General features: G+C 63.2%; 24 protein-coding genes. 11 read left to right on the top strand and 13 right to left on the bottom strand.

Going from position 1 to position 22503, the window contains the following annotated elements:
• Positions 1-285 precede the first annotated feature (285 nt).
• A complete protein-coding gene (locus JXQ94_RS04790; protein ID WP_421922660.1) occupies positions 286-789 on the bottom strand; it encodes a CBS domain-containing protein in 504 nt (167 codons plus the stop codon).
• A 186-nt stretch (positions 790-975) separates the two neighbouring features.
• Between JXQ94_RS04790 and JXQ94_RS04785 the strand changes: the two genes are divergently transcribed.
• Together JXQ94_RS04785 and JXQ94_RS04780 are read left to right on the top strand one after the other, a co-directional pair.
• The gene (locus tag JXQ94_RS04785; protein WP_421922659.1) at positions 976-2286 is read left to right on the top strand and encodes a DUF2157 domain-containing protein; all 1311 of its coding nucleotides are present in this window, start codon (positions 976-978) and stop codon (positions 2284-2286) included.
• Positions 2283-2849: a GDYXXLXY domain-containing protein gene (locus JXQ94_RS04780; RefSeq protein ID WP_421922658.1), complete on the top strand. Its 567-nt coding sequence runs from the start codon at positions 2283-2285 to the stop codon at positions 2847-2849. The genes JXQ94_RS04785 and JXQ94_RS04780 overlap by 4 nt, the downstream gene beginning before the upstream one ends.
• Here the strand turns inward: JXQ94_RS04780 and JXQ94_RS04775 are convergent, their stop codons facing one another.
• Entirely contained in the window at positions 2850-3527 is a 678-nt protein-coding gene (locus tag JXQ94_RS04775) for a rhomboid family intramembrane serine protease (protein WP_421922657.1), read from the bottom strand. It lies immediately after the preceding gene.
• Between the two features lie 156 nt (positions 3528-3683).
• On the opposite strand from JXQ94_RS04775, the gene hfaA reads away from it, so the two are divergent.
• The 4 genes from hfaA to JXQ94_RS04755 all read left to right on the top strand — a co-directional run bounded on the left by hfaA (position 3684) and on the right by JXQ94_RS04755 (position 6703).
• Positions 3684-4112: a holdfast anchoring protein HfaA gene (hfaA, locus tag JXQ94_RS04770; RefSeq protein WP_421922656.1), complete on the top strand. Its 429-nt coding sequence runs from the start codon at positions 3684-3686 to the stop codon at positions 4110-4112.
• On the top strand, positions 4099-5103 hold the full coding sequence (gene hfaB, locus JXQ94_RS04765) for a holdfast anchoring protein HfaB (RefSeq protein ID WP_421922655.1): 1005 nt from the start codon (positions 4099-4101) through the stop codon (positions 5101-5103). Before hfaA ends, hfaB begins: the two co-directional genes overlap by 14 nt.
• Positions 5018-6256 (top strand): holdfast anchor protein HfaD, encoded by a 1239-nt coding sequence (gene hfaD, locus JXQ94_RS04760; RefSeq protein WP_421922654.1) that lies wholly within the window; start codon positions 5018-5020, stop codon positions 6254-6256. Before hfaB ends, hfaD begins: the two co-directional genes overlap by 86 nt.
• Positions 6257-6436: 180 nt before the next feature.
• Complete coding sequence (locus JXQ94_RS04755; RefSeq protein WP_421922653.1) at positions 6437-6703, top strand: hypothetical protein; 267 nt, start codon at positions 6437-6439, stop codon at positions 6701-6703.
• 309 nt (positions 6704-7012) lie between these two features.
• Here JXQ94_RS04755 and JXQ94_RS04750 read toward each other — a convergent pair whose 3' ends face one another.
• Positions 7013-7903 carry a hypothetical protein gene (locus tag JXQ94_RS04750; RefSeq protein ID WP_421922652.1) on the bottom strand — a complete coding sequence of 297 codons (891 nt, stop codon included), beginning with the start codon at positions 7901-7903 and terminating at the stop codon, positions 7013-7015.
• Between the two features lie 206 nt (positions 7904-8109).
• Between JXQ94_RS04750 and JXQ94_RS04745 the strand changes: the two genes are divergently transcribed.
• The 3 genes from JXQ94_RS04745 to JXQ94_RS04735 all read left to right on the top strand — a co-directional run bounded on the left by JXQ94_RS04745 (position 8110) and on the right by JXQ94_RS04735 (position 9993).
• Entirely contained in the window at positions 8110-8670 is a 561-nt protein-coding gene (locus JXQ94_RS04745; protein WP_421922651.1) for a PAS domain-containing protein, read from the top strand.
• A 59-nt stretch (positions 8671-8729) separates the two neighbouring features.
• Complete coding sequence (locus JXQ94_RS04740; protein ID WP_421922650.1) at positions 8730-9353, top strand: PilZ domain-containing protein; 624 nt, start codon at positions 8730-8732, stop codon at positions 9351-9353.
• A gap of 97 nt (positions 9354-9450) precedes the next feature.
• Positions 9451-9993, top strand: a complete 543-nt coding sequence (locus JXQ94_RS04735; RefSeq protein WP_421922648.1) for a DUF4339 domain-containing protein — start codon at positions 9451-9453, stop codon at positions 9991-9993.
• Between the two features lie 107 nt (positions 9994-10100).
• Here the strand turns inward: JXQ94_RS04735 and JXQ94_RS04730 are convergent, their stop codons facing one another.
• The gene (locus JXQ94_RS04730) at positions 10101-10631 is read right to left on the bottom strand and encodes a gamma carbonic anhydrase family protein (RefSeq protein ID WP_421922647.1); all 531 of its coding nucleotides are present in this window, start codon (positions 10629-10631) and stop codon (positions 10101-10103) included.
• Positions 10632-10931: 300 nt separating this feature from the next.
• On the opposite strand from JXQ94_RS04730, the gene JXQ94_RS04725 reads away from it, so the two are divergent.
• Entirely contained in the window at positions 10932-11693 is a 762-nt protein-coding gene (locus tag JXQ94_RS04725) for a PhoH family protein (protein WP_295694637.1), read from the top strand.
• A gap of 90 nt (positions 11694-11783) precedes the next feature.
• Here JXQ94_RS04725 and JXQ94_RS04720 read toward each other — a convergent pair whose 3' ends face one another.
• The 9 genes from JXQ94_RS04720 to JXQ94_RS04680 form a co-directional block, all read right to left on the bottom strand.
• The gene (locus tag JXQ94_RS04720; RefSeq protein ID WP_421922646.1) at positions 11784-12281 is read right to left on the bottom strand and encodes a hypothetical protein; all 498 of its coding nucleotides are present in this window, start codon (positions 12279-12281) and stop codon (positions 11784-11786) included.
• Positions 12278-13846 (bottom strand): ABC transporter permease/substrate-binding protein, encoded by a 1569-nt coding sequence (locus tag JXQ94_RS04715; RefSeq protein ID WP_421922644.1) that lies wholly within the window; start codon positions 13844-13846, stop codon positions 12278-12280. The genes JXQ94_RS04720 and JXQ94_RS04715 overlap by 4 nt, the downstream gene beginning before the upstream one ends.
• Positions 13843-14622 carry an ATP-binding cassette domain-containing protein gene (locus JXQ94_RS04710; RefSeq protein WP_421922643.1) on the bottom strand — a complete coding sequence of 260 codons (780 nt, stop codon included), beginning with the start codon at positions 14620-14622 and terminating at the stop codon, positions 13843-13845. Before JXQ94_RS04710 ends, JXQ94_RS04715 begins: the two co-directional genes overlap by 4 nt.
• Positions 14619-14843 carry a DUF3126 family protein gene (locus tag JXQ94_RS04705; RefSeq protein ID WP_295694631.1) on the bottom strand — a complete coding sequence of 75 codons (225 nt, stop codon included), beginning with the start codon at positions 14841-14843 and terminating at the stop codon, positions 14619-14621. The genes JXQ94_RS04710 and JXQ94_RS04705 overlap by 4 nt, the downstream gene beginning before the upstream one ends.
• Before the next feature lie 113 nt (positions 14844-14956).
• Entirely contained in the window at positions 14957-15781 is an 825-nt protein-coding gene (gene cysE, locus JXQ94_RS04700; RefSeq protein WP_421922642.1) for a serine O-acetyltransferase, read from the bottom strand.
• On the bottom strand, positions 15781-16386 hold the full coding sequence (locus JXQ94_RS04695) for an NUDIX domain-containing protein (protein WP_421922641.1): 606 nt from the start codon (positions 16384-16386) through the stop codon (positions 15781-15783). The genes cysE and JXQ94_RS04695 overlap by 1 nt, the downstream gene beginning before the upstream one ends.
• 36 nt (positions 16387-16422) lie before the next feature.
• Complete coding sequence (locus tag JXQ94_RS04690; protein WP_421922640.1) at positions 16423-19578, bottom strand: efflux RND transporter permease subunit; 3156 nt, start codon at positions 19576-19578, stop codon at positions 16423-16425.
• Complete coding sequence (locus tag JXQ94_RS04685) at positions 19575-20711, bottom strand: efflux RND transporter periplasmic adaptor subunit (protein ID WP_421922639.1); 1137 nt, start codon at positions 20709-20711, stop codon at positions 19575-19577. Before JXQ94_RS04685 ends, JXQ94_RS04690 begins: the two co-directional genes overlap by 4 nt.
• A 91-nt stretch (positions 20712-20802) precedes the next feature.
• The gene (locus tag JXQ94_RS04680; RefSeq protein WP_421922638.1) at positions 20803-21450 is read right to left on the bottom strand and encodes a TetR family transcriptional regulator; all 648 of its coding nucleotides are present in this window, start codon (positions 21448-21450) and stop codon (positions 20803-20805) included.
• A 231-nt stretch (positions 21451-21681) separates the two neighbouring features.
• Here JXQ94_RS04680 and JXQ94_RS04675 point away from each other — a divergent pair, with 231 nt between their 5' ends.
• Positions 21682-22191 carry a nitroreductase family protein gene (locus JXQ94_RS04675; RefSeq protein WP_421922637.1) on the top strand — a complete coding sequence of 170 codons (510 nt, stop codon included), beginning with the start codon at positions 21682-21684 and terminating at the stop codon, positions 22189-22191.
• Positions 22192-22503: the final 312 nt, after the last annotated feature.

Raw genomic sequence — 22503 nt, 5'->3', positions numbered from 1 at the left:
TGAAGTCAATCGCGTTTTTCAGGGTCGTGCAGTTGATCTTCAGTGGCTTGAAAACCGGCGAAAATTTCACTGCCCGGAGCGCCGTATTGGACGCGCCGACCTGACTTAGAAAAACGACAAGACCTCGCATAATAAGCAAACGACGCTGGACCGCAAGTGAAAACCGCTGCGGCAGCGCCGGTGTGAGCGGGGTTCTACAGGACGCCACGCAGGACGCAACCCCCCTCTTCCGAGATTTCTGCACAGCAAGGCAGGACCTGTCCGGAATACCTAGTCACACAAGGGTCATACCGTGTGCAGATCGCTGTTTGGCAGGTGGCAGCCCCGGGCTAAGGAGCGGATATGGGCCTGCAGCGCCTCGGCCTCGGCTTCTCTATCCGCGAGTCTGGCTTTGACCAGATCCCTGATGGAGGTGAGGCCGCGAAGCGCATTGCCGTCCATGATCGGGATATGGCGAACCCGCCGCTCGGTCATCAGCACCATGAGATCAGCGAGGCCGGCATCCGCGCAGGCGGCGACAAAAGGGGTGGTCAGCGCATGGGCCGCTGGTCGGTGCAGGCACGCCGCGCCATTCAGGGCCATTGCCCGCACGATGCCGCACTCGGACAGGACCGCGATCGGTCGCCCCTGCCCATCCTCAACCAGGAGGGCGCCAATGCCATGAGCGTCAAGCAGGCGCGAGGCCTCTTTCAGGGTCGCCATGTCTCGGATCGTGATCACGTCACGACCCTTGGCATTCAATATGGCCTCGACACGCATGACCACCCGCCGAACCGCCTGCAATTGCACGTGCCACAATCCCGGGGAAAGCCCCAGCCGAGGGCGCGGGCTGCCATCGATAGGGCCGTCCCCGACGGGGCCCGACCGGTCCCGGCTGGATGTGAATGAGGCTTTCGTGGACACGCTTCCGCCCCTCCGCCACTCTGCTGGCCACGCCCGGCCGGGCCGTCGGACCGGGTTTGCGGAGGATCGCCGATGCAATACCGCCAGCGCCTGGGCCGAGATATCGACCGCTGGATCCGTGCCGGATGGATTGATGCCGCCCATCGCGACAGCATATTGGCCGATATCGGGCCCGGCCCGTCACACCCCTCGACCCTGGGCATCATGACGATTCTCGGCGCCGCCCTGCTTGGCTTGTCGGCGCTGACCTTTGTCGGCGCCAATTGGGATGCGATTCCCCGTCTCGCGCGCTTCGTCCTGCTGCTGGCCGGCCTCTGGGTGAGCCTGCTTGGCGGCGCCCAGGCTTTCCGGAGCGGACACCCCACGCTGGGCCATGCCCTGAGCCTGCTGGGCGTGGTCCTGTTCGGGGCTGCGATCATGCTGACGGCGCAAACCTTCAACATGACCTCCTTTCGCAATACCGCGGTCCTGATCTGGGCCGGCGCCGGCGGCCTCACCGCCTGGCTGACCAGATCGCGACCGGTCCTGATCCTCGCCACCGGGCTGGGTGCGCTCTGGGCCGGACTGGAAGCGGCCAACCCCTATGTCACCGGTTCGATCTGGGGCTATTGGCCCGTCGCGACCGCCGGTGCGTTGATGGCAATCCGGCTGCGCTCGAACGTGTCCATGCATCTGACCACGATCGCCGTGGCCCTCTGGATCGTGCACGCACTTTACTTGTGGGCGCGGGCCCACCCGATGAGCGACCCTGCTGTGCAGGCGATCGCCATCCTGACCTTTGGGGCACTGGCTCTGACAGCCTCCTTCCTCCGTGACCGCGCCATTCCGGGCAGTGGCGTCGTGGCCGGCTGGATGACGGGGATCACCCTGATCGCTGCCTTCCTGATCCAATTCCCGCTGGATGGCGGACGCCTCGGCAGCGAGGCGCCGGCCATTGCGGCCTATCTCGCCCTCGCTCTTCCCGCCCTGGCCGTCATCCTTGCCCTGACCGGCTGGCGCATCATGCGTGGGCAGCTGACCCGGTGGGAAGGTGGCATTCTGATCGCTGCCGGACTGTCGATCGCGGCCCTGCCAATGATCCTCGCCGACCTGTCCCCGGCCCCCATCCTTTTGCGCATGGCCATCGGCGCCCTCCTCTATGCCGCCTTTACCGCCCTCATCCTGATCGGTGACCGGCATGGGCGCGGTCTGTTGCGGGTCTACGGTGTCACCGGATTCGTTCTGCAAACCCTTTATGTCTACGCCGAGACCTTCGAAGGCCTGCTCGACACCGCCCTTTTCTTCTTCGTGGGCGGTTTGGTCCTGTTCGGAGCAAGCTTCGTGATCTGGCAGATTCGCAAACACCGACCGGTGCAGCCGGACAATGAGGAGGTGGCGTCATGAGTGTGCACGCCCCCACCCCGAAAAACCCGATCCGCCGGCTCGGCCTGGTCGCGGCTTTGATGTCCGGCTTCCTGATTTTCATGCTGGCCAGCCATGCCAACGCCCGCAGCCATGGGACGGAACTGGTCATGACGGTGGAAGGCTATGATCCGCGCGACATCTTCCTCGGCCATTACGCCCAGATCCGCACACCGCTGAGCATGCTGGATCCTGAAACGCTCGCCGGCGATGACGAGTTCGAGCGGGATCAGCCTGTCTTCGTGACTCTCCAAATCGGGGAGGACGGGCTGGCCCGGCCGGTCGCCATCCACAGCGCCCACCCCGGGACAGGTCTGGTGGCCGAAGGGCGGGTCGACTTTGAGAGCGGCTTCCTGCACGTCCGTTTCAATATCGAGCGCTATTATGCCGACCGCACGGACGCCCTCGCCCTGCAGGACATGTTGCGCGGCGGCGGCCCGGATGAGGACCGCGTGCGGGTCATCCTGTCGCTGACCCGGTCCGGACGGCTGATGATCAAGGGGTTCGAAATCGATGGTGAGCGTCAGATCGACCGGATCTGGTAATCAGGCACGATCCTCGGCAAAGACAGCGATCACCAGCGGGGTCAGCACGATCCCGCCAAGCGTGCCACCGATATGGCCCAGCCAGGCAATCGGGATCGGCATCAGGTCGCCAACCAGACCGATCACAATATTGATCGCAATCCAGGGCAAGGCCAGGCGGGCCATCCCGCGCCAGCCACCTCGCACCCAGCCGGCAGCCGCGATAAGGCCGGAGACGGCGGTCGATGCCCCGCCCATCGTCGTCGGGGGGCCTTGATGGAAGATCGCCTCCAACACCGCGCCGGTCACCGCGCAGGTGAAGAAGAGAAGCAGAAAGCCCGCTGAGCCGCGCAATCCATAGCCCAGGCGCTCGCCAACCGCTCGCCCCGTGGCCACCAGAATGGCCAAATTCATGGCGATGTGGAACAGGCCGAAATGGATGTAAACGTGAAGGAAGAAAGGCGCGACCGGCCCCAGCGGCTGACGCGGAAGAACGGCGCCCGACTCGGCGGCAAAGAAAACCCCCGCATTGAAGACCCAGCGCTGGAAGCCAGGCCAGACCTGGCCAAGCAGGGACACGCTGACAATGCTGAGCGCAATCAGCAAGACCGCCGGCGGCATGGCGTTGAAGACCGGTGGTCGCGGCGGTGGCGTGCGTGACCACGGACCGTCAAACTCGTCCCGCTCCGGCACACTCATCGTCTCAACTCCCGTTTCCGACTGGCCCATTCAGGCATTGCCCGATCAAGGGCGACACGATTCCCCCTGCAGGGGAACGTACTTAGGACGGCACACTTTCTGGCACGCGCGTTGCAACTCCACACCCAGAAATCGCGTCTAAGAGGACATGAGACAATGAAAACGCGCAGCTTCCCCACCGTGATCGGTGCCGCTTTTGCCCTCGCCGCCCTCTCGGCAGCGGCCCAGGCTCAGCAGGTTCAGACGACGGCCGGCTGGGAGCAGCCCTATGGCGGTACATCGGCCCAGGCGAGCCAGCCCTGGTCGGGCGCCACCACCAGCGCCGGAGCGGCAGCCCGCTCGAGCGCCGGCAATCGCGTGATCATTGACGGAATCATCCAGACCGGTGTCGGGGTTTCCACCCAGACCGGCCTGTTTGGCGGCGGCGTCGGCGCAAACGCCTCCGCAATTGGCAATCAGCTCAATGTCAATGTGAGCGGCCAGTGGAACACGGTCATCGTGAATTCCAACCAAATCAATAATGGCGACATCAACGCCAGCGCACAGGCCCAAGGCAATGTGAGTACGGACAATGACCAAGACTAAGCTTTTGATGGCGACACTCGCCAGCGCCCTGGCGCTGACCGGGTGTGCGACCACGGCGCGCACCGGGGGTGCGGACGGTAATTATGCGACCCCGATCGGTGGCGCACCGGTGACCGCCAATCCGACCCCCTATTCGGAAGCGCTGGTCTGCCTCGCCAATTATGCCCGACAGAATGACCTGCAGTCGCCGCGCATCGCCGTGGGGCGCCTGGCCGACTATACCGGCCGCGCTTCGCTGGAAGGGGGCGCCGCGGTGACCCAGGGCGCCTCGCTGATGGCAATCTCGGCCTTTGCCAAGGCCGGCGTCCGCCTGGTCGAGCGATTTGACACCTCGGTGTCGGAACTGGAATTGCGCTATGCCAACAATTCGCTGATCGGCGATAATGGCACCCAGCGTCAGATCCGTGCCGCCTCGCTGCCGGGCTCCGACTATCACCTGGTCGGCGGCATAACCGAGCTCAACTATAATATCCGCTCCTCGGGCATTGATGTCCTGGGTGGCGACCGGATCGACAGCGATCCGACCGGCGTCTTCAACCGCCGCATGTGGGTGATGAATATCGGCCTCGATCTGCGCCTCAACGAGACGCGCACGATGGAAACGGTCGACGTCATCTCCTACCAGAAGCAGATCGTCGGCCGCGAGATCTCAGCCGGCGTCTTTGCCTTCTGGGATGATGCGGTGATCGATATCTCCGGCGGTGGCCGCTCACTCGAGCCGGTCCAGCTGGCCGTGCGTTCGGTGATCGAACGCGCCGTCCTTGAAATCTCGGCGCAAATGTATGGCGTCGACCCGGCCGCAGCCTGCACCTATTCCGATCCGATCGGTGGCAGGACGGGCGGCCATTCCAACATCACTGGCGGCGTCAGCGCCACCCACACCTACGGTCAACGGGAGACCTCCAATGTCCAAGCGCGCAGCAATGTTGATCGCGGGCATGAGCGCCGCGACGATCACGTGCGCACCTATCTTCGCGGACGATACGACTGAGATCCTCAACGGCCAGGTCAATCTGGACGCCGCGATCACGGTCGTGACGACCGGTGAGACGGACCAGGCCGATGCCGTGTCCCAGTCTGCCATCGGTGCCGCGAACGCACTGACCGTCGACGTTGTGGAGCGCCATGACATCCAGTCCGACCAGACCTTCTCCGGTTCGGTTGACGCCCGCGCGGAAACGCGTGCCATGATTGTCGACGGTGCTGCCGTGACCACCGCGTCGGCGATGGGCAATTCGGCCAGCGTGATCAATGATGATGGCATGGATGCCGCGATCGGCCAGACCGCGCTCGACGGCTCGACCGTCAATGCGACCGCGCGGCTGGAAGTTGGCAGCTATGCGATCTCCTCAGTCACCTCGGCGACAGCCTCGGCCAATGCCTTCCAGGGCACCACCTATGGCAGCGACACAAATCTGGCCTTGCGCCAGGATTCAGGCGCCGATGTCACAGCGGACAGCTATGTCCTCGCGCCGGATGCCGGGCTGGGCTATGCCGCCACCGTCCTCGGTGCTGCCAACGGCAATTCGGCCCAGCTGGAAGGCTATCACAATAGCCCGTCCCAGATCGTCGATGTCGACCAGGACAATCGCGGCGCGGTCACGGCCCGCGCCCGCACCGATGCCGGCGGCACGGCGATCAGCCAGACGGTTGTCTCCTCGGCCAATGGCAATTCGGTCTGGATGCAGAATGAGTATGGCTATGCCCATATCCAGGGCGAGCAGGACAATGACGGGGCCGTGACGGCGGAGTCGGAAATCCTGGTCGGCAATTTCGACGCCGACGTGCTGAGCGTGTCCGCCGAGGGTGTCGGCAATTCCGCCATCATTTCGAATATCGGCGCCGATGCCTTCATGGGCCTCGACCAGACCAATAATGCTGCTGTGATCGCCCGCTCCAATCTGGACGGCGATGCTGGCGGCTCGGCCCTGGTCTCCGCGACCGCCTTCGGCAATGCCGCCACGACCTATGTCTGTTCGGAATGCCCGGTCACAGCCTGGGGCAACACCAATCAGACCAATAATGCCGCGGTCAGCTCGATCGTCACCGGCCGCATGAATACGGGCGGCGTCCTGTCCGGCACGGCCACAGCGATCGGCAATTCCGCCACCTATCAAACAGTGAACCCGCTGTCGGGCAACTGAAGAAATCCCATAGCCTTGGGAAAACCTGGCCCCGGTCGCGTGTTGTGCGATCGGGGCTTTTTTCTGTGCGGCAGGGCCTCTCCCCCACCGTGACCTGAGGCAGAGCGACGCGGGCGCTTTCGTCACATCTCGGCGCGGCGCTCACGGGGGTAGCCTGAAGGGAACACGGAGGAAACCGATATGAATCACAAACATCGCAAGACCCTACATGCCCTCTTCGCCCATCCAGAGCCGGCCAATCTGGCCGCTGCCGATCTGGAAGGCCTGCTGAAAGACCTCGGCGCCGAGCTGCACGAACGCAGCGGTGCCAAATTCTCGGTCACGCTGAACGGGCATACCGCCAACTTCCATCATGCCCATCACAGCCTGCCGAAGGACGAAGTCCGCGCCATGCGGAAATATCTCGAAACGGCCGGAATTGATCCGGAGCGTGATTTTCCGCTTTGACGATTGGGGGCGAAGCGAGCGGGTTGAGGCGGGCAAATGAAAGGGCGTCGCACGAAGCTTAACGGCGTCACCCCGTCGGTTTCGAGACCGGATCGGCAACGCCCCTGACCACATCTCCATGTTCGAGGTGCCCGATCTGCCCATCCACGCAAGACACACAGCCAGACCGGCATCGGCCGGGCCCCCGCACGCCTCCTATCACCAGGTGGCAACACCGCGGCGCCGTCGGTGCTTGCCGAGGGACAAAAAAATGCCCCGACCTGGATCAGGTCGGGGCAGTCAGTGGATGATGTTGTCTTCGAATGCGGATCAGCGATACCCGCCGACACCGCCATCCAGCATGAGGGTCATGGAGACCGTGCGGCTGCTCTCGCGCTCGACCTCGCGGCGGACGCGCTCGGTATAGCGCTCTTCGCGGCGCATGAAGACGAGCTTCACACCGGGGCCGTGCACACGCAGGAGCGAACGCTCATTGCAATTGCGGCGCGGAATCTGGGTTTCGCAGCGCAGATTGCCGCCTGCAGTATGACGCAGGGCCTCGCCCTTGCGGCACATGATGGTTGGGGCCTCGTCCCAGTTGTAGACACCGTCAATGACCCAGCCGATCGTTGTCTGCATGGCGGTACCGGCGACACAGCGGAACAGCTCGCCATCATAGGTCGCGCCAACCCGGTCCTCGGCATCGACACGCGAAGCCGGATGCGGCGTGCCATTGTCATCAACGCAAACGGCCCGCACGACTCGCCATTCCTCGACCCAACGCGTCCGCTCTTCCTCGTAATACTCGTACTCGTACTCTTCCTCGACACCGACCACATTGAGACCGGTGATCGCGGTCGCAGCCGGAGCCGTGGTCATCGGCGTGTAGGAGCCGCCACCGATATAGGTAACCGACCCCGCGCCGGCACCGGCGTTCGCGCCCGCATTGGCATTGGCCGATGCGTTGACATTGACATTGGTGTTCACATTGACCCGGGTCGAGACATTCACGCCGACATTGATATTGCCGCCATGGATATTGATGTTCGGGACATTGACCGTATGACCGCCACCATGCGTGCAGCAGGAGGGCGGCGGAGGCGGCGGCGTGCAGCAGCCATCACCCGGTCCACCGCCAGCTCCGGCCGAAGCCGGGGCAGCAAACAGGGCGAACGCAGCGCTCGCTGGGATCAAAAAGGCGTGCCGGGCTGAAACGCGCATGGTCGTGCTCCTTACGTATTGCCCCCGTCCTTGCAAAGGCAGGGCCAATTCGACGTCCCGTGCCGGAACGCCGGTTTCGCCTCGCTGAAGAAGCCGCAATCCGCCCACTCCCGCCTCAGGCGTATGGCCCCGTTCTTGAAGCGGGACAGGCCTTGGCGATGACCGGTGTGTCACGCCGCGAAGCGATGAGAAGAGTGGAGACGTTCATGCGCCACGCGCAATCAAAGGCCCTGCATGCCTATTGGCAGACCCGACGCCAGGGCGGCGCAGCCCCGCATCGTGCCGATATCGAACCGCAGGACATTGCGGGCCTGCTCGGCTATGTCTTCATCTTGTGGCGTGCCGATCCGCAACACCATATTTTCCGACTCGCCGGCACGCATCTGTGCGACCTCTATCAGCGCGAATTCCGAGAGCAGAACTTCCTGTCCCTGTGGCGCGGCCATGACCGCACCCATGTCCAGGCAGTACTGGAAGCGTCGATTACAGGCTGCGCACCGGCTTCGGTTATCGCCCGCGCCAACTCGCTCGACATGCATCAATTGCCGGTCGAGATCTCATTCCTGCCATTGCGCGGCCCCTCCGGCACGATCGACCGCACGCTGGGCCTGTTCCAGCCGCTCGATACGACGGACGCCTTCAAGGGCCGTCCCGTCGTGCGGACATCACTGCGGGAGATCCACCCGCCCGCCATGCCCGGGCATATCTTCCCGGGTCTCGCCGTGGATGATCGCTCAGGTGTAAAAAAGGTCGCAAACGATCAGTGATCGCAAAACCTTTTTAACGCCTTTGACCTAAGAGTGTGGGCTCGCAGGAGCTCATCGCCATGCATGACGAACCCGGCCGGCTTGACCGACGCAAAATCAAGATCGCTGCCCGTGGCGCCCAGGAGCGCCGCCGACACGCGCGCGTCCCCCTGCAATTGCATGGCCGCCTCTGGTCTGAAGCCGGCGGCGAGCATGCCTGTCGCCTGATCGACATCTCACCCGGCGGGGCCCGTATTGTGTCCCGCATGCGGATGCTTGACGGCACGCGTGTGGTTTTGATGGTCACATCGATCGGCCGTATTGAAGGTCAGATCGTGCGCCAGGCCGGTGACGAAATCTCGATCCGCTTCAACGCACCGCTGCGCAAGCGCGACAAGCTGGCCGACGCGATCACCTGGCGCTTCAACAAGGACCGCCTCGGTCTGGACGAGGACCGCACGGCCCCGCGCAAGCCGGGACGTGGCCGGGCCAAGATCCTGCTGTCCGATGGTGTGGTCATCCAGGCCAATGTCGTCGATGTCTCGGTGACCGGTGCGGCCTTTGAATGCCTCGAGCGACCGCGGGTTGGCGAAGCCCTGCGTGTCGGGGAGATGTCAGGACGTGTGGCTCGCATTCTGGACAACGGGTTCGCGGTCGTGTTCGATCCGCCTGAGGCCAACGCGAGCGGCCATGAAGCAGCCTGAACGAGTCCCCGATCGATAATTTGTCCGCCTTTCCGGGGAATTCCGCCAATGCGGCCCGATTCTTGCCGTATCCTCGTGTTAGGCGCTACGAAGCAAAGTGCAAAAGAGATCTGAAATGCCTCGCGATGACGGAATCGCAATGTCCTGGTTTGTAAAAGTCGAGGGTCGTGTTTACGGCCCCTATACCCCTCAACAAATGCGCGCCTTCGTCGGTGAAGGGCGGATTGCCGCGCATTCTCAGGTCTGTCCGGAGCGCGATGGCCTGTGGCAGCAAGCCACGGACATCGATGATTTCCGCGAATGGCTTGGGGAATCAAAGACATCACCCGAACCCGAAAAGCGGGTCACACCGGGTGCACGGCCGGCCAATTTCGTGGTGATCGCGGAGATCCAGTCCGAGAATGGCACCGAATTCCGCAATGCGCTGAAAGCCTATGGCGATCTGGAAGCCATCACCGGCAATACCTGGTTGCTGCGCGGCCCGACCACATCGGCAGTCTTGCGCAATGAGCTCAGTCACATTCTGGCACGCGAGGACAAGCTGCTGGTCATCGATGCCTCCCATGACCGCGCCGCCTGGTTCAATCTGGGTCGCGAAGCCGACCAGAATATCCGCGAATTGTGGAGCCGCGCCCACTAGGTCGCCCCGCCGACAGCTTGCACGCTGACTGACCGCCCATTTTCCTGCCGGAAGATGGGCGGTGTCGTGCCGGGGCTCAATTGCCGGAGCCGCAGGCGACAGCCGGTTCAGTCGATCCGGCGCAGACCTGCCTTGTGCTTCTTCCAATTGGCAACGTAGTGATCGGCTGACCAGCGCAGCACTTCCGCCGTATCCTCGCCGAGTGTCTTGAGCACCCGCCCGGGTGACCCGACAACGAGCGAATTGTCGGGAATTTCCTTGCCCTCTGTGATCAGCGCATGAGCGCCGATAATGCAATTCTTCCCGATTTTCGCGCCATTGAGAATCGTCGAGCCAATCCCGATCAGGCAGCCATCGCCGACCGTACAGCCATGCAACATGGCCTGGTGTCCGATGGTCACCCCCTTGCCGACGGTCAGGGGAACTCCCTCATCCGTGTGCAAAACGGCTCCGTCCTGGACATTGGAATTCTCACCGATCGTGATCGGGTCATTATCGCCGCGAATGATGGCGCCGTACCAGACACTGGCTCCGGCTTCGAGAATGACGCGGCCCATGACTTCGGCACTCTCGGCCACCCAATACTCGTCTGCGCCAGGCAGGGTTGGCGTCGAATCGCCCAATGCATAGATCGCCATCAGCGTCTCCCAAATTTATTTGCGTGAAATCTTCGCGACAGGCTCGTTCAGAACTTCTTCACCGGGTTAGACTGACACTGTAACGGCGATTCGAGACCTGCCCATCCGGTCCTGCATCGCATCGGCAACTCCAAGGGAGGCCCCGGGTAGACGGTATGAGCAGTCTGCGACCAAGCCCGCCAGGATCATCCGGTTCATCCGGATCCCTGCCCTTCGAGTCCTTCGAATCGTTTTCGTTGCAAAGTGTCTTCGCCCCTCGCCTTCCGGCCGAGGGGTTTTTCATGTGTGGAGGTTCCAGCCATGGGTAAGCGTAACGTCAAGCGTCGCCAGCGTGCCGAATTCAATACGGCACACTACCAATCCGAAGAGACAAAAGTCCGGGCCCTCTTTCCCGGCACCAACTGGTCACCGGACACCCGGGAGCCAATGCGTGATCAACGCTTCATCAAGAATGTGAAACCACGCTCTGACGGGCAGGCGAAGCTGATGAAGGCGGTCGATGATCACAATCTGGTGCTGGCCCTGGGGCCCGCCGGAACCGGCAAGACCTTCCTCGCCGTCGCCAAGGGTGTCGAAGCCCTGGAGGCTGGATCGGTCAGCCGTATTGTCCTTTCCCGCCCCGCGGTCGAGGCCGGGGAGTCGATCGGTTTCCTGCCCGGCGCCATGGAAGAGAAGCTGGCGCCCTATCTGCGTCCGCTCTACGACGCCCTTGCCGACCGTCTCAGCCCCAAAAAACTCAAAGCCATGATGGCCGAAGGCCTGATCGAGATCGCGCCGATCGGTTATATGCGCGGCCGCACGCTCAACAACGCCTTCGTCGTGGTCGACGAGGCCCAGAACTGCACCTACGGTCAGCTCAAAATGCTGCTGACGCGACTGGGCTGGAACTCGACCATGGTTGTCACGGGCGACCCGGCCCAATCCGACCTCCTGCCGGAAATGTCCGGTCTCGGTCAGATTGCCGACAAGATGGAGGATCTCGATGATATCGCGGTCTGCCGTCTCGCGGCCGAAGATATCGTCCGCCACCCTCTCGTCGCGACCATGCTGACGGTGCTCTGAGCCCAACGGGCCGAATATAGAAAAGCGCAACAATCCACATGAAAAGAGGCGCGGAGCTGGCTGGCTCCGCGCCTTTTGTCTGCGATCGGCTCAATGGATCGTCACGGGCCGTTTGCGATAGCGGACGAGAATACGCAGGGTCAGCGGGTGGCGCGTATCCGGATCCAGACCGAGGCGGATGATCTCGGCCCGCGCACGCTGACGAAGTCGCCGCGCCCGCAGATACTGCACCGCAACGAAACACCCGATTGCCAGGTAGGCGACATATTCCGCGATCCCGTACCAGTCCGGCAGGAAGAGCCAGACGCCCAGGGCGGCAATCGCCGCGAGGATGATGTCCAGCGGCCAGTTCTCCGACGGGTCGAAAAAGGCCAGGACCGGAATGATGCGCGGATCGATATCGCCCTCCGGATCGACAAGCTCGAGCAGACGCTCAAACTCGGCCGACTGGGTAGCCCAGACCCGATTGAGATGGGTCATCTCGGTATAGGGTTCGGCGCCATGGGGCAGCTCGCGATTGAGATAGAGGCAGGCCCGCATCAGCCACTCGCCGTCCTGAAGGCGACCGCCCCCGGCATATCCACTCATCGGTCTGCTCCGCCGGCTTCGAGTGTTTCGGTCAGCCATTGCGCCGCCTGGTCCGGAGTCTGTCGGTCCAGGTCGACTTGGCGGTTGGCCTCGCGCATCAGGTCATCATCGATCGCGCCCACCAGTTCGGCCAGGATTGCCACGAGCGCCGGATTGGCGGCCGCGTCCGGTGACAGCAGAATGACCGCATCATAAGGCGGCAGCACCGCCGCGGGATCATCCAGCACAATCAGGTCAAAGGCCGCGATCCGACCGTCGGTCGTATAGGCCGAGATCATGTCTACCTGGCCGTCCCGGACCGCCCCATACATGAAGGCAGCATCCATCGCGCGGGTCTGCATGGCACCCAGCCCGTAAAGATCGCGGGTCATCACCCATTCCGGCCGCGAGAAGACTTCCGCGTCGCCGCCAACGGTCATCTGCGCGGCGAGCGGCCCGAGATCGGCCAGGCTTGTGACCCCCAGCGCCGCGGCTTGCTCGCGCGACATGGCAAAGCCATAGGCGTTTTCGAAGCCAAGTCCGCCGAGCGCGAGAATGCCATGCTCGGCCCATAGCCAGCCGGTCATTTCCGCGAGCATGGCGTGCCGGTGAATCGGCTCGGGACGATTCATGACCGTTGCCCAGATCGTGCCGGAATAGTCGATATAGACATCGATTTCTCCGGTACGCAGCGCATCGAAGGCGATGGTCGAGCCCAGATTGTCGCGCCGGTCAATGCGAGCCCCCGCCGCCTCCATCCGGCTCTCCAGCAAGGCGCCGAGAATGTATTGCTCGGTGAAGGCCTTGGCACCGACCACGATGGTTTCGTCGGCCAGGTCCGCAACGCCGCCCGCGATGACCGCGCTGTTCCGGCCGGCCGGCTCGAAAGCGATATAGCGCGGTGCAACCGAAGCCGTGATCAAGATGGCCAGCGACACACCGACGCCCGCGGCGAGACCGCGCCGGCGCGCCCGGGCCGCAACTTCGAGCAGACGGATCATCTGGTCGAGAATGATCGCCAGGCCGGCCGCGAAGAGACAGCCGAACAGAACCGACAGCCAGTTCCGCGTCTGCAGGCCAGCGAAGATGTAATTGCCGAGGCTGGAGGCGCCGACCGGGGTCGCGAGCGTCGCGGCGCCGACCACCCAGACCACAGCAGTCCGCAAGCCTGCAACAATGACTGGCAAGGCCAGGGGGAGCTCGACCTGCCAGAGGCGCTCGCCCGGCGTCATGCCGATCCCGCGCGCCGCCTCGCGAACCACCGGGTCAACACCCTGCAATCCGACAATCGTGTTCCGCAATATGGGCAGGATGGAATAGAGCATCAGGGCAAGAAAGGCCGGCGCATAACCGATGGTTCCGCCCAGCAAGGGAACCATCAGGGCCAGCAAGGCCAGGCCGGGAATGGTCTGGACAATACTGGCCGCATTCAGCACGAGGCCGGCCAGTCGCGGCCGACCGGCCGCATGAATGCCAAGCGGCAGGCTGATCGCGAGGCCAACGAGGATGGCACTCATCGACAACAGGACATGACCTGACAGCAGGTGCGGGAGTTCCGCAAAGCGTTCGACAAGATTGGCGTTCATCCCGCCAACTCCGCAATCGCGCGCATTTGCCGACGCGGGGTATCGAGCAGGCCGGCCACATAGTCATCGGCCGGATCGCTCATCAGCGCTTTCGGACTGCCCGTCTGAACGATTTGTCCGGCACGCATCACAGCCACGTCCTGCGCCATGATAAGCGCCTCGGCCATATCGTGGGTGACCATGACGGCGGCAAAGCCGAGCTCCGCCTGAAGCGCCTTGAAGTCCTGCTGCAGGGCGTCGCGGGTAATCGGATCGAGGGCGCTGAATGGTTCGTCCATCAGGACCAGTTCGGGGCTCCCGGCCAGGGCGCGGGCAAAGCCGACCCGCTGGCGCTGACCGCCGGAGAGTTCAGCCGGCATGCGATCTCCGTATTCAGCCGGGTCGAGCCGGACCAGTTCGAGCATTTCACGCACACGCAATTCGACCCGGGCCGGGTCCTGGCCGGCGAGACGCGGGATCAGCCCGACATTCCGGCGCACGCTCATGTGCGGGAAGAGCCCGTCTCCCTGCATGACCCAGCCAATGCGGCGCCGTAGCGCAACACCGTCCAGAGCGAGAATATCCTCGCCCCCGAATAAAATCGAACCGCCTGAAGGCTCCTCCAGGCGGTTGATCAATTTCAACAATGTGGTCTTGCCGCAGCCCGAGGCACCGGCGAGGACGAGCAGCCGGCCGGCCTCGAGTTCAAGCGATACGCCTCGTACAGCCTCGACACCGCCATGATAGGTCTTGCGGACCGCGCGGATATCGAGAACGAGAGACGTATCTGAGCTCACTGCTCTTCCAGGTCGATGTCCAGGATGGTGATCTCGAAGGAGTAGGACGTCTCGCCCTCATCGATAATCTTGGAGACGACACCGAGGCACTCATCCCCAATATGGATTTCGGCGCACTCGTCCGGACGGTTGCGGCACTGCACGACCATCTCCGGGTTGAGCTTGGTCTGCAGGAAAAGCTGAAGCTTCGCCGCTTCCAGCATGGTCATGTTCTTGTTCACGGGATCATTCTCCGGTCGGGGATTCGAAGTTGGCGCCTACTAACCCCATGACGGGGGTGCGCGTCCAGTATCATGCTGCCCACGCGCCTGCACTCAAAAGGCGCGTCGCCGCATCAGCCGGACCCCTGCGGCAAGCTCTGGTCCATGCTCTTGGCAGGCTCATCGCAGCAGCTGCCGACAATCTTGGCCGGAACACCTGCCACGGTGCAGCCCGGTGGGACAGCCTCCAGGACAACAGAGCCAGCCGCGATGCGGGCGCCGTCACCGACGACGATATTGCCAAGGACGCGCGCGCCAGCGCCGATCAGGACGCCCTTGCCGATTTTCGGATGGCGATCCTCATGGGCAGCACCGGTTCCGCCCAGCGTGACTTCATGCAGGATCGAACAATCATCGCCGATCACGGCGGTTTCCCCGATCACGACCGAGGTCGCATGATCGATCATCACGCCGCGTCCGATCCGGGCCGCCGGATGGATGTCGAGGCCGAACCGTTCACCGACGCGGCTCTGCAGATGGAAGGCCAGGGTCTGGCGCCCTTCCTTCCACAGCCAGTGGGCGACGCGATGCGCCTGCAGGGCATGATAGCCCTTGAAATAGAGGAAGGGCTGCAAAAGGCTCAGGCAGGCCGGGTCACGCTCATCAATGGCGATCATGTCGGCAGCAGCTTGCTGGACGATGTCCGGATCGCCAGCCAGGGCCTCTTCGGCGACATCCCGTGCCAGCATCGCATCAAGCTGGGCATCGGCCAGCTTGGCGGCAATGCGATAGCCCAGCGCGTCCGCGAATTTGGCATGACGCAGGATCGCTGCGTTCAGGAAGCTGGCGAGGATAGGCTCCTCTGCCGCCGCCGAGGCCGCTTCAACACGCAACCGCGCCCAGATGGAATCCACACCCTTTCGGGCCTCGATGGGGGTCTCAACTTGGCTGAGTGGCATCACGATCTCCTCGCACCCTTGTCCAGCATGGCAACGGCCAGGTCCCTGTCCAGCGCGCCTTCCCGAGCCATGTAGTATGCCCGCAGCAGCATCGCTACCGTCAAGGCATCACTTATCTTGCCCGAACTCACCTCATCGAGGGCATCAAGAAAGTGTATGTCCCGCGTGACCAGTTCTTCCGTCCCGTCCGGCTCGGCCTCACCCGCGGTCAGTCCGGTCGCGATATATCCGATTGCCGCTTCATCCGTGACCGAGTTGGACAAGTCCATCCGCAGGATTTCCTGCCAGCTCCGGGCTGTATAGCCGGTCTCCTCGCGCAGCTCGCGGGCCGCGCCCTCCTGCGGGTCGGTCCCGATTGGCCCACCGCCCTCCGGGATTTCCCAACTATAGCGATCCTGCGGAAACCGGTGCTGACCGACCAGGATCAGGCGGCCATCGTCAAACAGGGGCAGGATGGCGAGCGCAAGATTGGCGAAGCCGACAACACCATAGACGCCCGGCTCGCCATCGGGCTGCGTGACCGCATGCTCGGTCAGGCTGATCCAGGGATTACGATAAATTTCGCGACTGTCTCGTACCAGCCAGGGCCCGCGTGAACGCGTCATGGTGCACCGTCATCACTGTCCAACTCCTCACAAGGGCTAGGCGTGTTCGGGCAGACCGGGCAAGTCCGCCGCGTTCCCGGCCGCCCGCTCCTGATCGCGATGGATCGCCGCCAACAGTCGCTGCTTCTTGAGCGAAAGGCGCGTCATCAGCGTGAAAGCCGCCGGTGCGAACACCAGGGCCAGGAGCGCGGATCCGGCCACACCCCCCACCATTGCCGCGGCAAAGGGCAGCCAGAAACTGTCGCCGGACAGGATCAGCGGAATGAAGCCGCCTATGGTGGTCAGCGTCGTGGAAACGATATGCCGGGTCGCGTCCATCACGGTTGCCTGGACGGCGCCGGCCTCAAGCGCAATCGCGGCCGGATTGGCGCGAAGGGCCGACAGCACAACAATGGCACCATTGATCGACAAACCCATCAATCCCATCGCGCCGACGATCGCATTGAATCCCAGCGGCGTGCCGAATGCCCAGACCCCGAACATGGCGAGACCGACCGAGAGAAAGGCGACAACGAAGATCAGGCCGGCGAAACGGAAGGAATTGAAGGCGAGCACGACGGAGCCAATCATCAGGACCAGAAGTGGCAGCGCCGTCCCGAACAGTCCCGCCATCGCACTGCCGCGCTCGGCGGCCTCACCCGCCACCTGCAATTCATACCCCGGAGGCAGGACGATATCGGCCTCATCGAGGGCCGAGAAGAAGTGTTCAAGTGCCGGGGCGGGCAAGGTGTAGGGATCGAGATAGCCATAGATCGTGTTCACCCGGCGCCCGTCTTCATGGGGGATGCGCGCGACTTGCGGGGCCAGAACGACATCGCCGAGCGCCGCCATCGGGGAGGACAGGATATCGCTCCCTTGCGTGGCGAGCGGAGAGGCGGAAACGGCTGACAGGCTGGAGCGCCGCGAGTCACGGGCAATGACCCGAACCGGCAATTCCTGGACACCTTCCAGCACGCTTCCGCCCACAACGCCGTCCAATTCGCCTCGCAACCGGTTGGCGAGGTCATCAAGACGAATTCCGGCGAGTTCTGCGGCCGCCTCATCGGCCATGATGCGCGCCACCGGCTCACCCATTTCCAGCAGGGCCAGCGTATGGGTAACAGTGGGAGTCTGCGCCAAAACAGAGCGTATCTCATTGCCCAGCCGGTTGAGCTCGGAGAGCTCCGGCCCCACGAGAACCAGCTCGATCGGCGCAGGGATGGGTGGCCCCTGCTCAAATGGCAGGGTCAAAAGCCGCGCGTCGGGAAACTCCGACATCACACGCCGTTGCAGGTCCGGCAGGATGCGCGCCGTCGCTTCGGGCGAGACTGTGTGGACGAAGCCGGCAGCATAGCTCGACACACCGGACTGGTTGCCGACCACGTTGTAATAAGTGCGCGGGGCACTCTCGCCGATCACCCAGGAGACCCGCTCGACGCCCTCATAGGTTTCGATCAAGGCGCTCGCCCGTTCGGTCTGGCGACGGGTTTCCGCGATCGAGGTCGAGGACGGCAATTCGAGCGACAGCTGGAACATGTCCCGATCAGTCGGCGGGAAGAATTGCATCGGCAGGGTCGACGCTGCCAGGAAACCGGCAATCGGCAGAAGGACACCGCCGACCAGTCCGGTCCAGGGGCGATGTGTCACCGCATCGAGAACACCCCTGTAGAGACCGGCCAGCGGGCCTGCACCGATCCCGTGCCGCCAGAAACGGCGGGGACCACCGGCAATGGCCGGATCATCAAACCAGGCGGCGAAGGCCCCGACCACGGTCATGGCAAGGAGGAAGGAGGAGACCACCGCGAAGATCACGGAAATCCCGATCATGGAAATGAACTCGCCAGCCGCGCCCGGCATCAGGGCGATCGGCGCGAAGGCGAAAACCGTCGTCAGTGTCGACGCAAGCAGTGGCGCGAAAAGATGGCGGATGGCCTTGTCGAGGGCCTCCAGGGGCTGAGATCCCCGGGCCCGCATCAGCCGGTATTCGTCGACCACGACAATCGCGTTATCGATCAGGAGTCCGAGCGCAACGACCAGTCCGGTGACCGACATCTGGTGCAGCGGCTCGTCATAGATACGCGTCAGCAAAAGGACTGCCAGCACGGTGAGCGGCAAGGCCGAACCGACGATCAGGGCGGCGCGCCAGCCCATCATCAAGAACAGAACGGCGAAGACGATCAGCGCCGAATAGCCGAGATCCCGCGCCAGCCCGCTCAGGCGGGTGTCGACATAGTCGGCCTGGCGAAAAATCGTTTCGACCTGCACACCCGGCACCGAAGCGGCAAAATCAGCGACAACGGCATCGGCAGACGCCGACCATGTGTCCACCCGCAGCTCCGGCTGAAGATAGGCCGCAACAAAGACGGAGCGCCGTCCATGGGTCGTCGCGATCGCCTCGGCCGGGGTGCGCGCCCCTTTTTCGACCTCGGCGACATCGCCGACGCGAATGAACTCACCATCCGGCCCCTCACCCAGCGCGATCGCGCGGATGCGATCCAGCCCGTCGAATTCGCCGGCAATCTCGACATTGAGATCTGTTCCACCGGCGCGCAATTCGCCGGCGGGCGATTTGGCGTCGGCACTGGCAGTGAGGCGCGCGAGGTCAGCCATGGTCAGGCCGACAGCGGCGAGCGTATCCGGATCGGCAAGGATTCGGATCTCCTCCTCGACCTCACCGAAAATGGCCGTCTCCTCGGTCCCGCTCATATTGCGCAATTGCGATTCCAGATCGGTCGCCAGGCGAGACAGGATGGCGAGGTTCTCTTCGCCGCTCTCACCCCAATTCAGCGAGACAATCATGGTCGCGGCGCCGAGATATTGGCGGCGAACATCCGGGGCGATCACGCCCGGCGGCAGACTGGGCCGGACGCTCTCGACCTGTTCGCGGATCTGCGTCCAGGCCTGATTGACCTGGGTCGCATTGAGATCTTCCCGGATCTGCAGCTGGATGACCGAAATGCCGGAGCGCGAATTCGAACTGGTCGTATTGATCTCCGCCAATTCATGAATGGCGTTCTCGAGCGGCTCGGTGACCAGCGCCTCGACACGTTCAGCCGATGCCCCGGGGAAGGCCGTCACAACCAGCCCGAAACGCTCGGTCAGCGACGGGTCTTCCTGGCGGCCGAGCGAGAGCAAGGCGCCGAAACCGGCTGCGATCAGCAGGATGACAGCGAGCGCGGTCAGTCGCGAATAACGATAGAAGAGCGTGCTCATTGCGCCCGGCTTTCCTGTACGGCAGGCAGCACCCGCTGGCCGGGTGTGATGCGTTGCAGGCCGGAGGCCAGCAGGAGCTCGCCATCATCGACGGCTCCGCGCACAAAGACGCGCTCGGCCTCGATCCGCACCGTTTCAACAACGCGCGGCTGGAGTGTGTAGGCATCGTCTTCCGGTGTGAGGACATAGATTGACCACAAGCCGCGGCGGCCTTCAGCCAGCGCCGCGGTGGGAACCCAGAATCCTTCGGCAATAATGGGCGTTTCGACCGCCAGGCGGACGATCTGGCCAGCGGCGACCGCCTGGCCGGCTTCCAGGTCAAAGACCGCTGTGACCGTGCGGGTCTGGCGATCCACGACGCTGGACGAGGCGCGGAAACGGGCGGCGACCGGCGCGATCTGGCTGTCGACCTGAAAGGCGACAATATCATCGCGCGCATAACCGGCCGCGACCGACTGGGGCAGGCCGACCCGGACTTCCAGGGAATCGAGTTCGACCAGCTCAAGCAAGGGCTGGCCGGGCGAGGCGATCGCCCCTTCATCGGCCCGCCGTGCGGTCACCACACCATCAAAAGGCGCCGTGATGACCGAGAGGTCGAGCTGGACACGCAGCGCGTCAGCCGCCGCAGCGGCAGCGTTCTGTCGGGCGAGCGCCGCCCGGGTCGAGGTTCGCACCTCATCAAAACGTTGCTGGGAGATATGACCGCGCTCGAGCAGCTGAGATTGGCGGCTTTCTGTTTCGCTGGCCAGCGCAGTCTGGGCAGCCGCCTCGGCTGTCTGGGCGTCCGCGGCGGCGATCTGGGCTTCCACGGCACGCACATCGAGACGGGCCAGAAGGTCACCGGCCTGCACCCGGTCGCCGACATCCACATTGATGCGATCAATACGCCCCGCGCGCTCGAAGCCCAGTGCACTTTCACGGCGAGCGGTGATCAGACCCGGGAAGAATTCGGCAATCCTGGCGTCAGGGTCATAGTCCGCGCGCAGGACGGAAACGCTCATTGGCGCCGGCGCGGCCGCAGTGAAATTGGCCTCAGCCCTCAGCGCCGTGACGCCGAAGACCATCAGGGCGACCAGGATAGCGGCCAGTCCAACTGCGCTGCCAGCGCCCATGCGCCGCTTGTATAATGACATGAGAACACCCTCGTCCTGTCGCGTGACGAGGATATAGTACAGTAAATACCGTTTGAGAAGTGAACGGCGTTTACAAATTTATGCATACAAATTATGCGTTTTTGATCAGGCCTCGCATGATCATGTCCATCTGCAGGTCAATCACAGCATCCAGGGACACATGTTCCGACCCCGGCATGCCGTTGGGAAAGTCGTCCAGACACACAATCAACATGGTCAGACCATGCAGGCTGGCCCACACCGCTTTCGAGGCCACTTTCGGATCGACGCTCCGGAAAGCGCCCTCCGCCTGCCCGGCAGCAATCATTTGCACCAGTTTTTCCTCGGCCTCGAATGCGACTTCCTTTTCATCATGAAGATGCGGCTTGGCCGTCACCGACGTCGAGAACGCCATCATGTAGTGATTGGGCTCTTCCATGCCGGTCTCGATATAGGCACGCATGCAGCGCGCGCAAAGGATGGCGGTCTCGCCGCCCTCATCCATCGCCGCGTGGATCCGGGCGAGCAGCCGCTCGAAGAACATCTCGCGGATGGATGTGAACAAGTCGTCCTTGGAGGCGAAATACTTGTAAATGGCCGCGGGCGAGTAATCGATGGCCTCGGCGAGGCGGCGCATGGAAATACCTTCTTCGCCCTCCGAGGTGAATATCGCCTCGGCCGCATCAATTATGGCTTCGCGCACCTTGCGGCGACGGCGATCGGCCGGTGTGTCATCTTCGACGGCGATTTCAGCGTTCATACTTGTTACGTTTCCCCAACAACTCGATATGAGTGCAGTCCCCGAACACAGGTATACCGACCACGGACCATTCAGGTCAAAGATAGTCTAGCAGTCAGCAGGTTGCCCTTCATAATGAATGATACCCCACTTCCGTCATTTCCAGCACCCGGCGAACGCCTGGCACCGAGCCATGCAAGTGCAGAGACGATCGCACTTCTGACCCGGCGTCGTTCCGCGACCGCCATTACCATGGCTGAGCCCGGCCCCTCGCCGGCGCAACTGGACCAGCTTCTCGGTATCGCTGCCCGCGTCCCGGATCATGGCAAGCTGGCCCCCTGGCGCTTCATCGTGTTTGAAGGCTCGGCGCGCGCTGATTTCGGCCAGGTCCTCGGCAAGGTCTTCGCGGCCGCCAATCCCGACGCAAGCGAGTCCCAGGTCAAATTCGAAGCCAATCGGCTGACGCGGGCCCCACTCGTTGTGGCCGTGATCTCCAACGTGCTCGAAAAGCACAAGGTTCCGGAATGGGAACAAATCCTGTCATCCGGCGCTGTCTGCCAGAACATGCTGATTGCGGCCTCGGCCCTGGGGTTCGGCGCGCAGTGGCTGACCGAGTGGTATGCCTTTGACCCTCAGGTAAAAGACACGCTGAACCTGCGCTCGGGCGAACGGATCGCGGGCTTCATCTATATCGGGACCGTCTCGGACGAACCGGTTGAACGCGCCCGACCACCGGCGCGGATCGATTTCTGGGGCCGCTGAAGCGTCTTCTGGGCCGCAAAAATCCGTGTCTCTCCAGAGACATTCTGGCATATCCAATGACACTTGGCCCTGAAGCCTCTGGTTTGAAATTGGCAACCCGGTCCACTCATTCCGACTCGAAAACAGACCCGCCTTTCCAGAAACTATAATCATCGTCCAATTTCAAAGATTTGGACAACCGACTGACCAGTCTCACCATTGGATTGCGACACCGTCAGATCGCCGGGGATTCACCGCGTCGCTATCCCTAATACTCTCCTAAGATCGCGGGATTTCATAAAACTGTCACGACACCGCCTGCACGCGTAAGCC

The sequence above is a fragment of the Maricaulis maris genome (assembly GCF_049116555.1).
In the GTDB taxonomy this organism is placed as follows: domain Bacteria; phylum Pseudomonadota; class Alphaproteobacteria; order Caulobacterales; family Maricaulaceae; genus Maricaulis; species Maricaulis maris_C.
The sequence above is the reverse complement of the archived record's forward strand: the minus strand, read 5'-3'. Positions and strand labels throughout refer to the sequence as shown.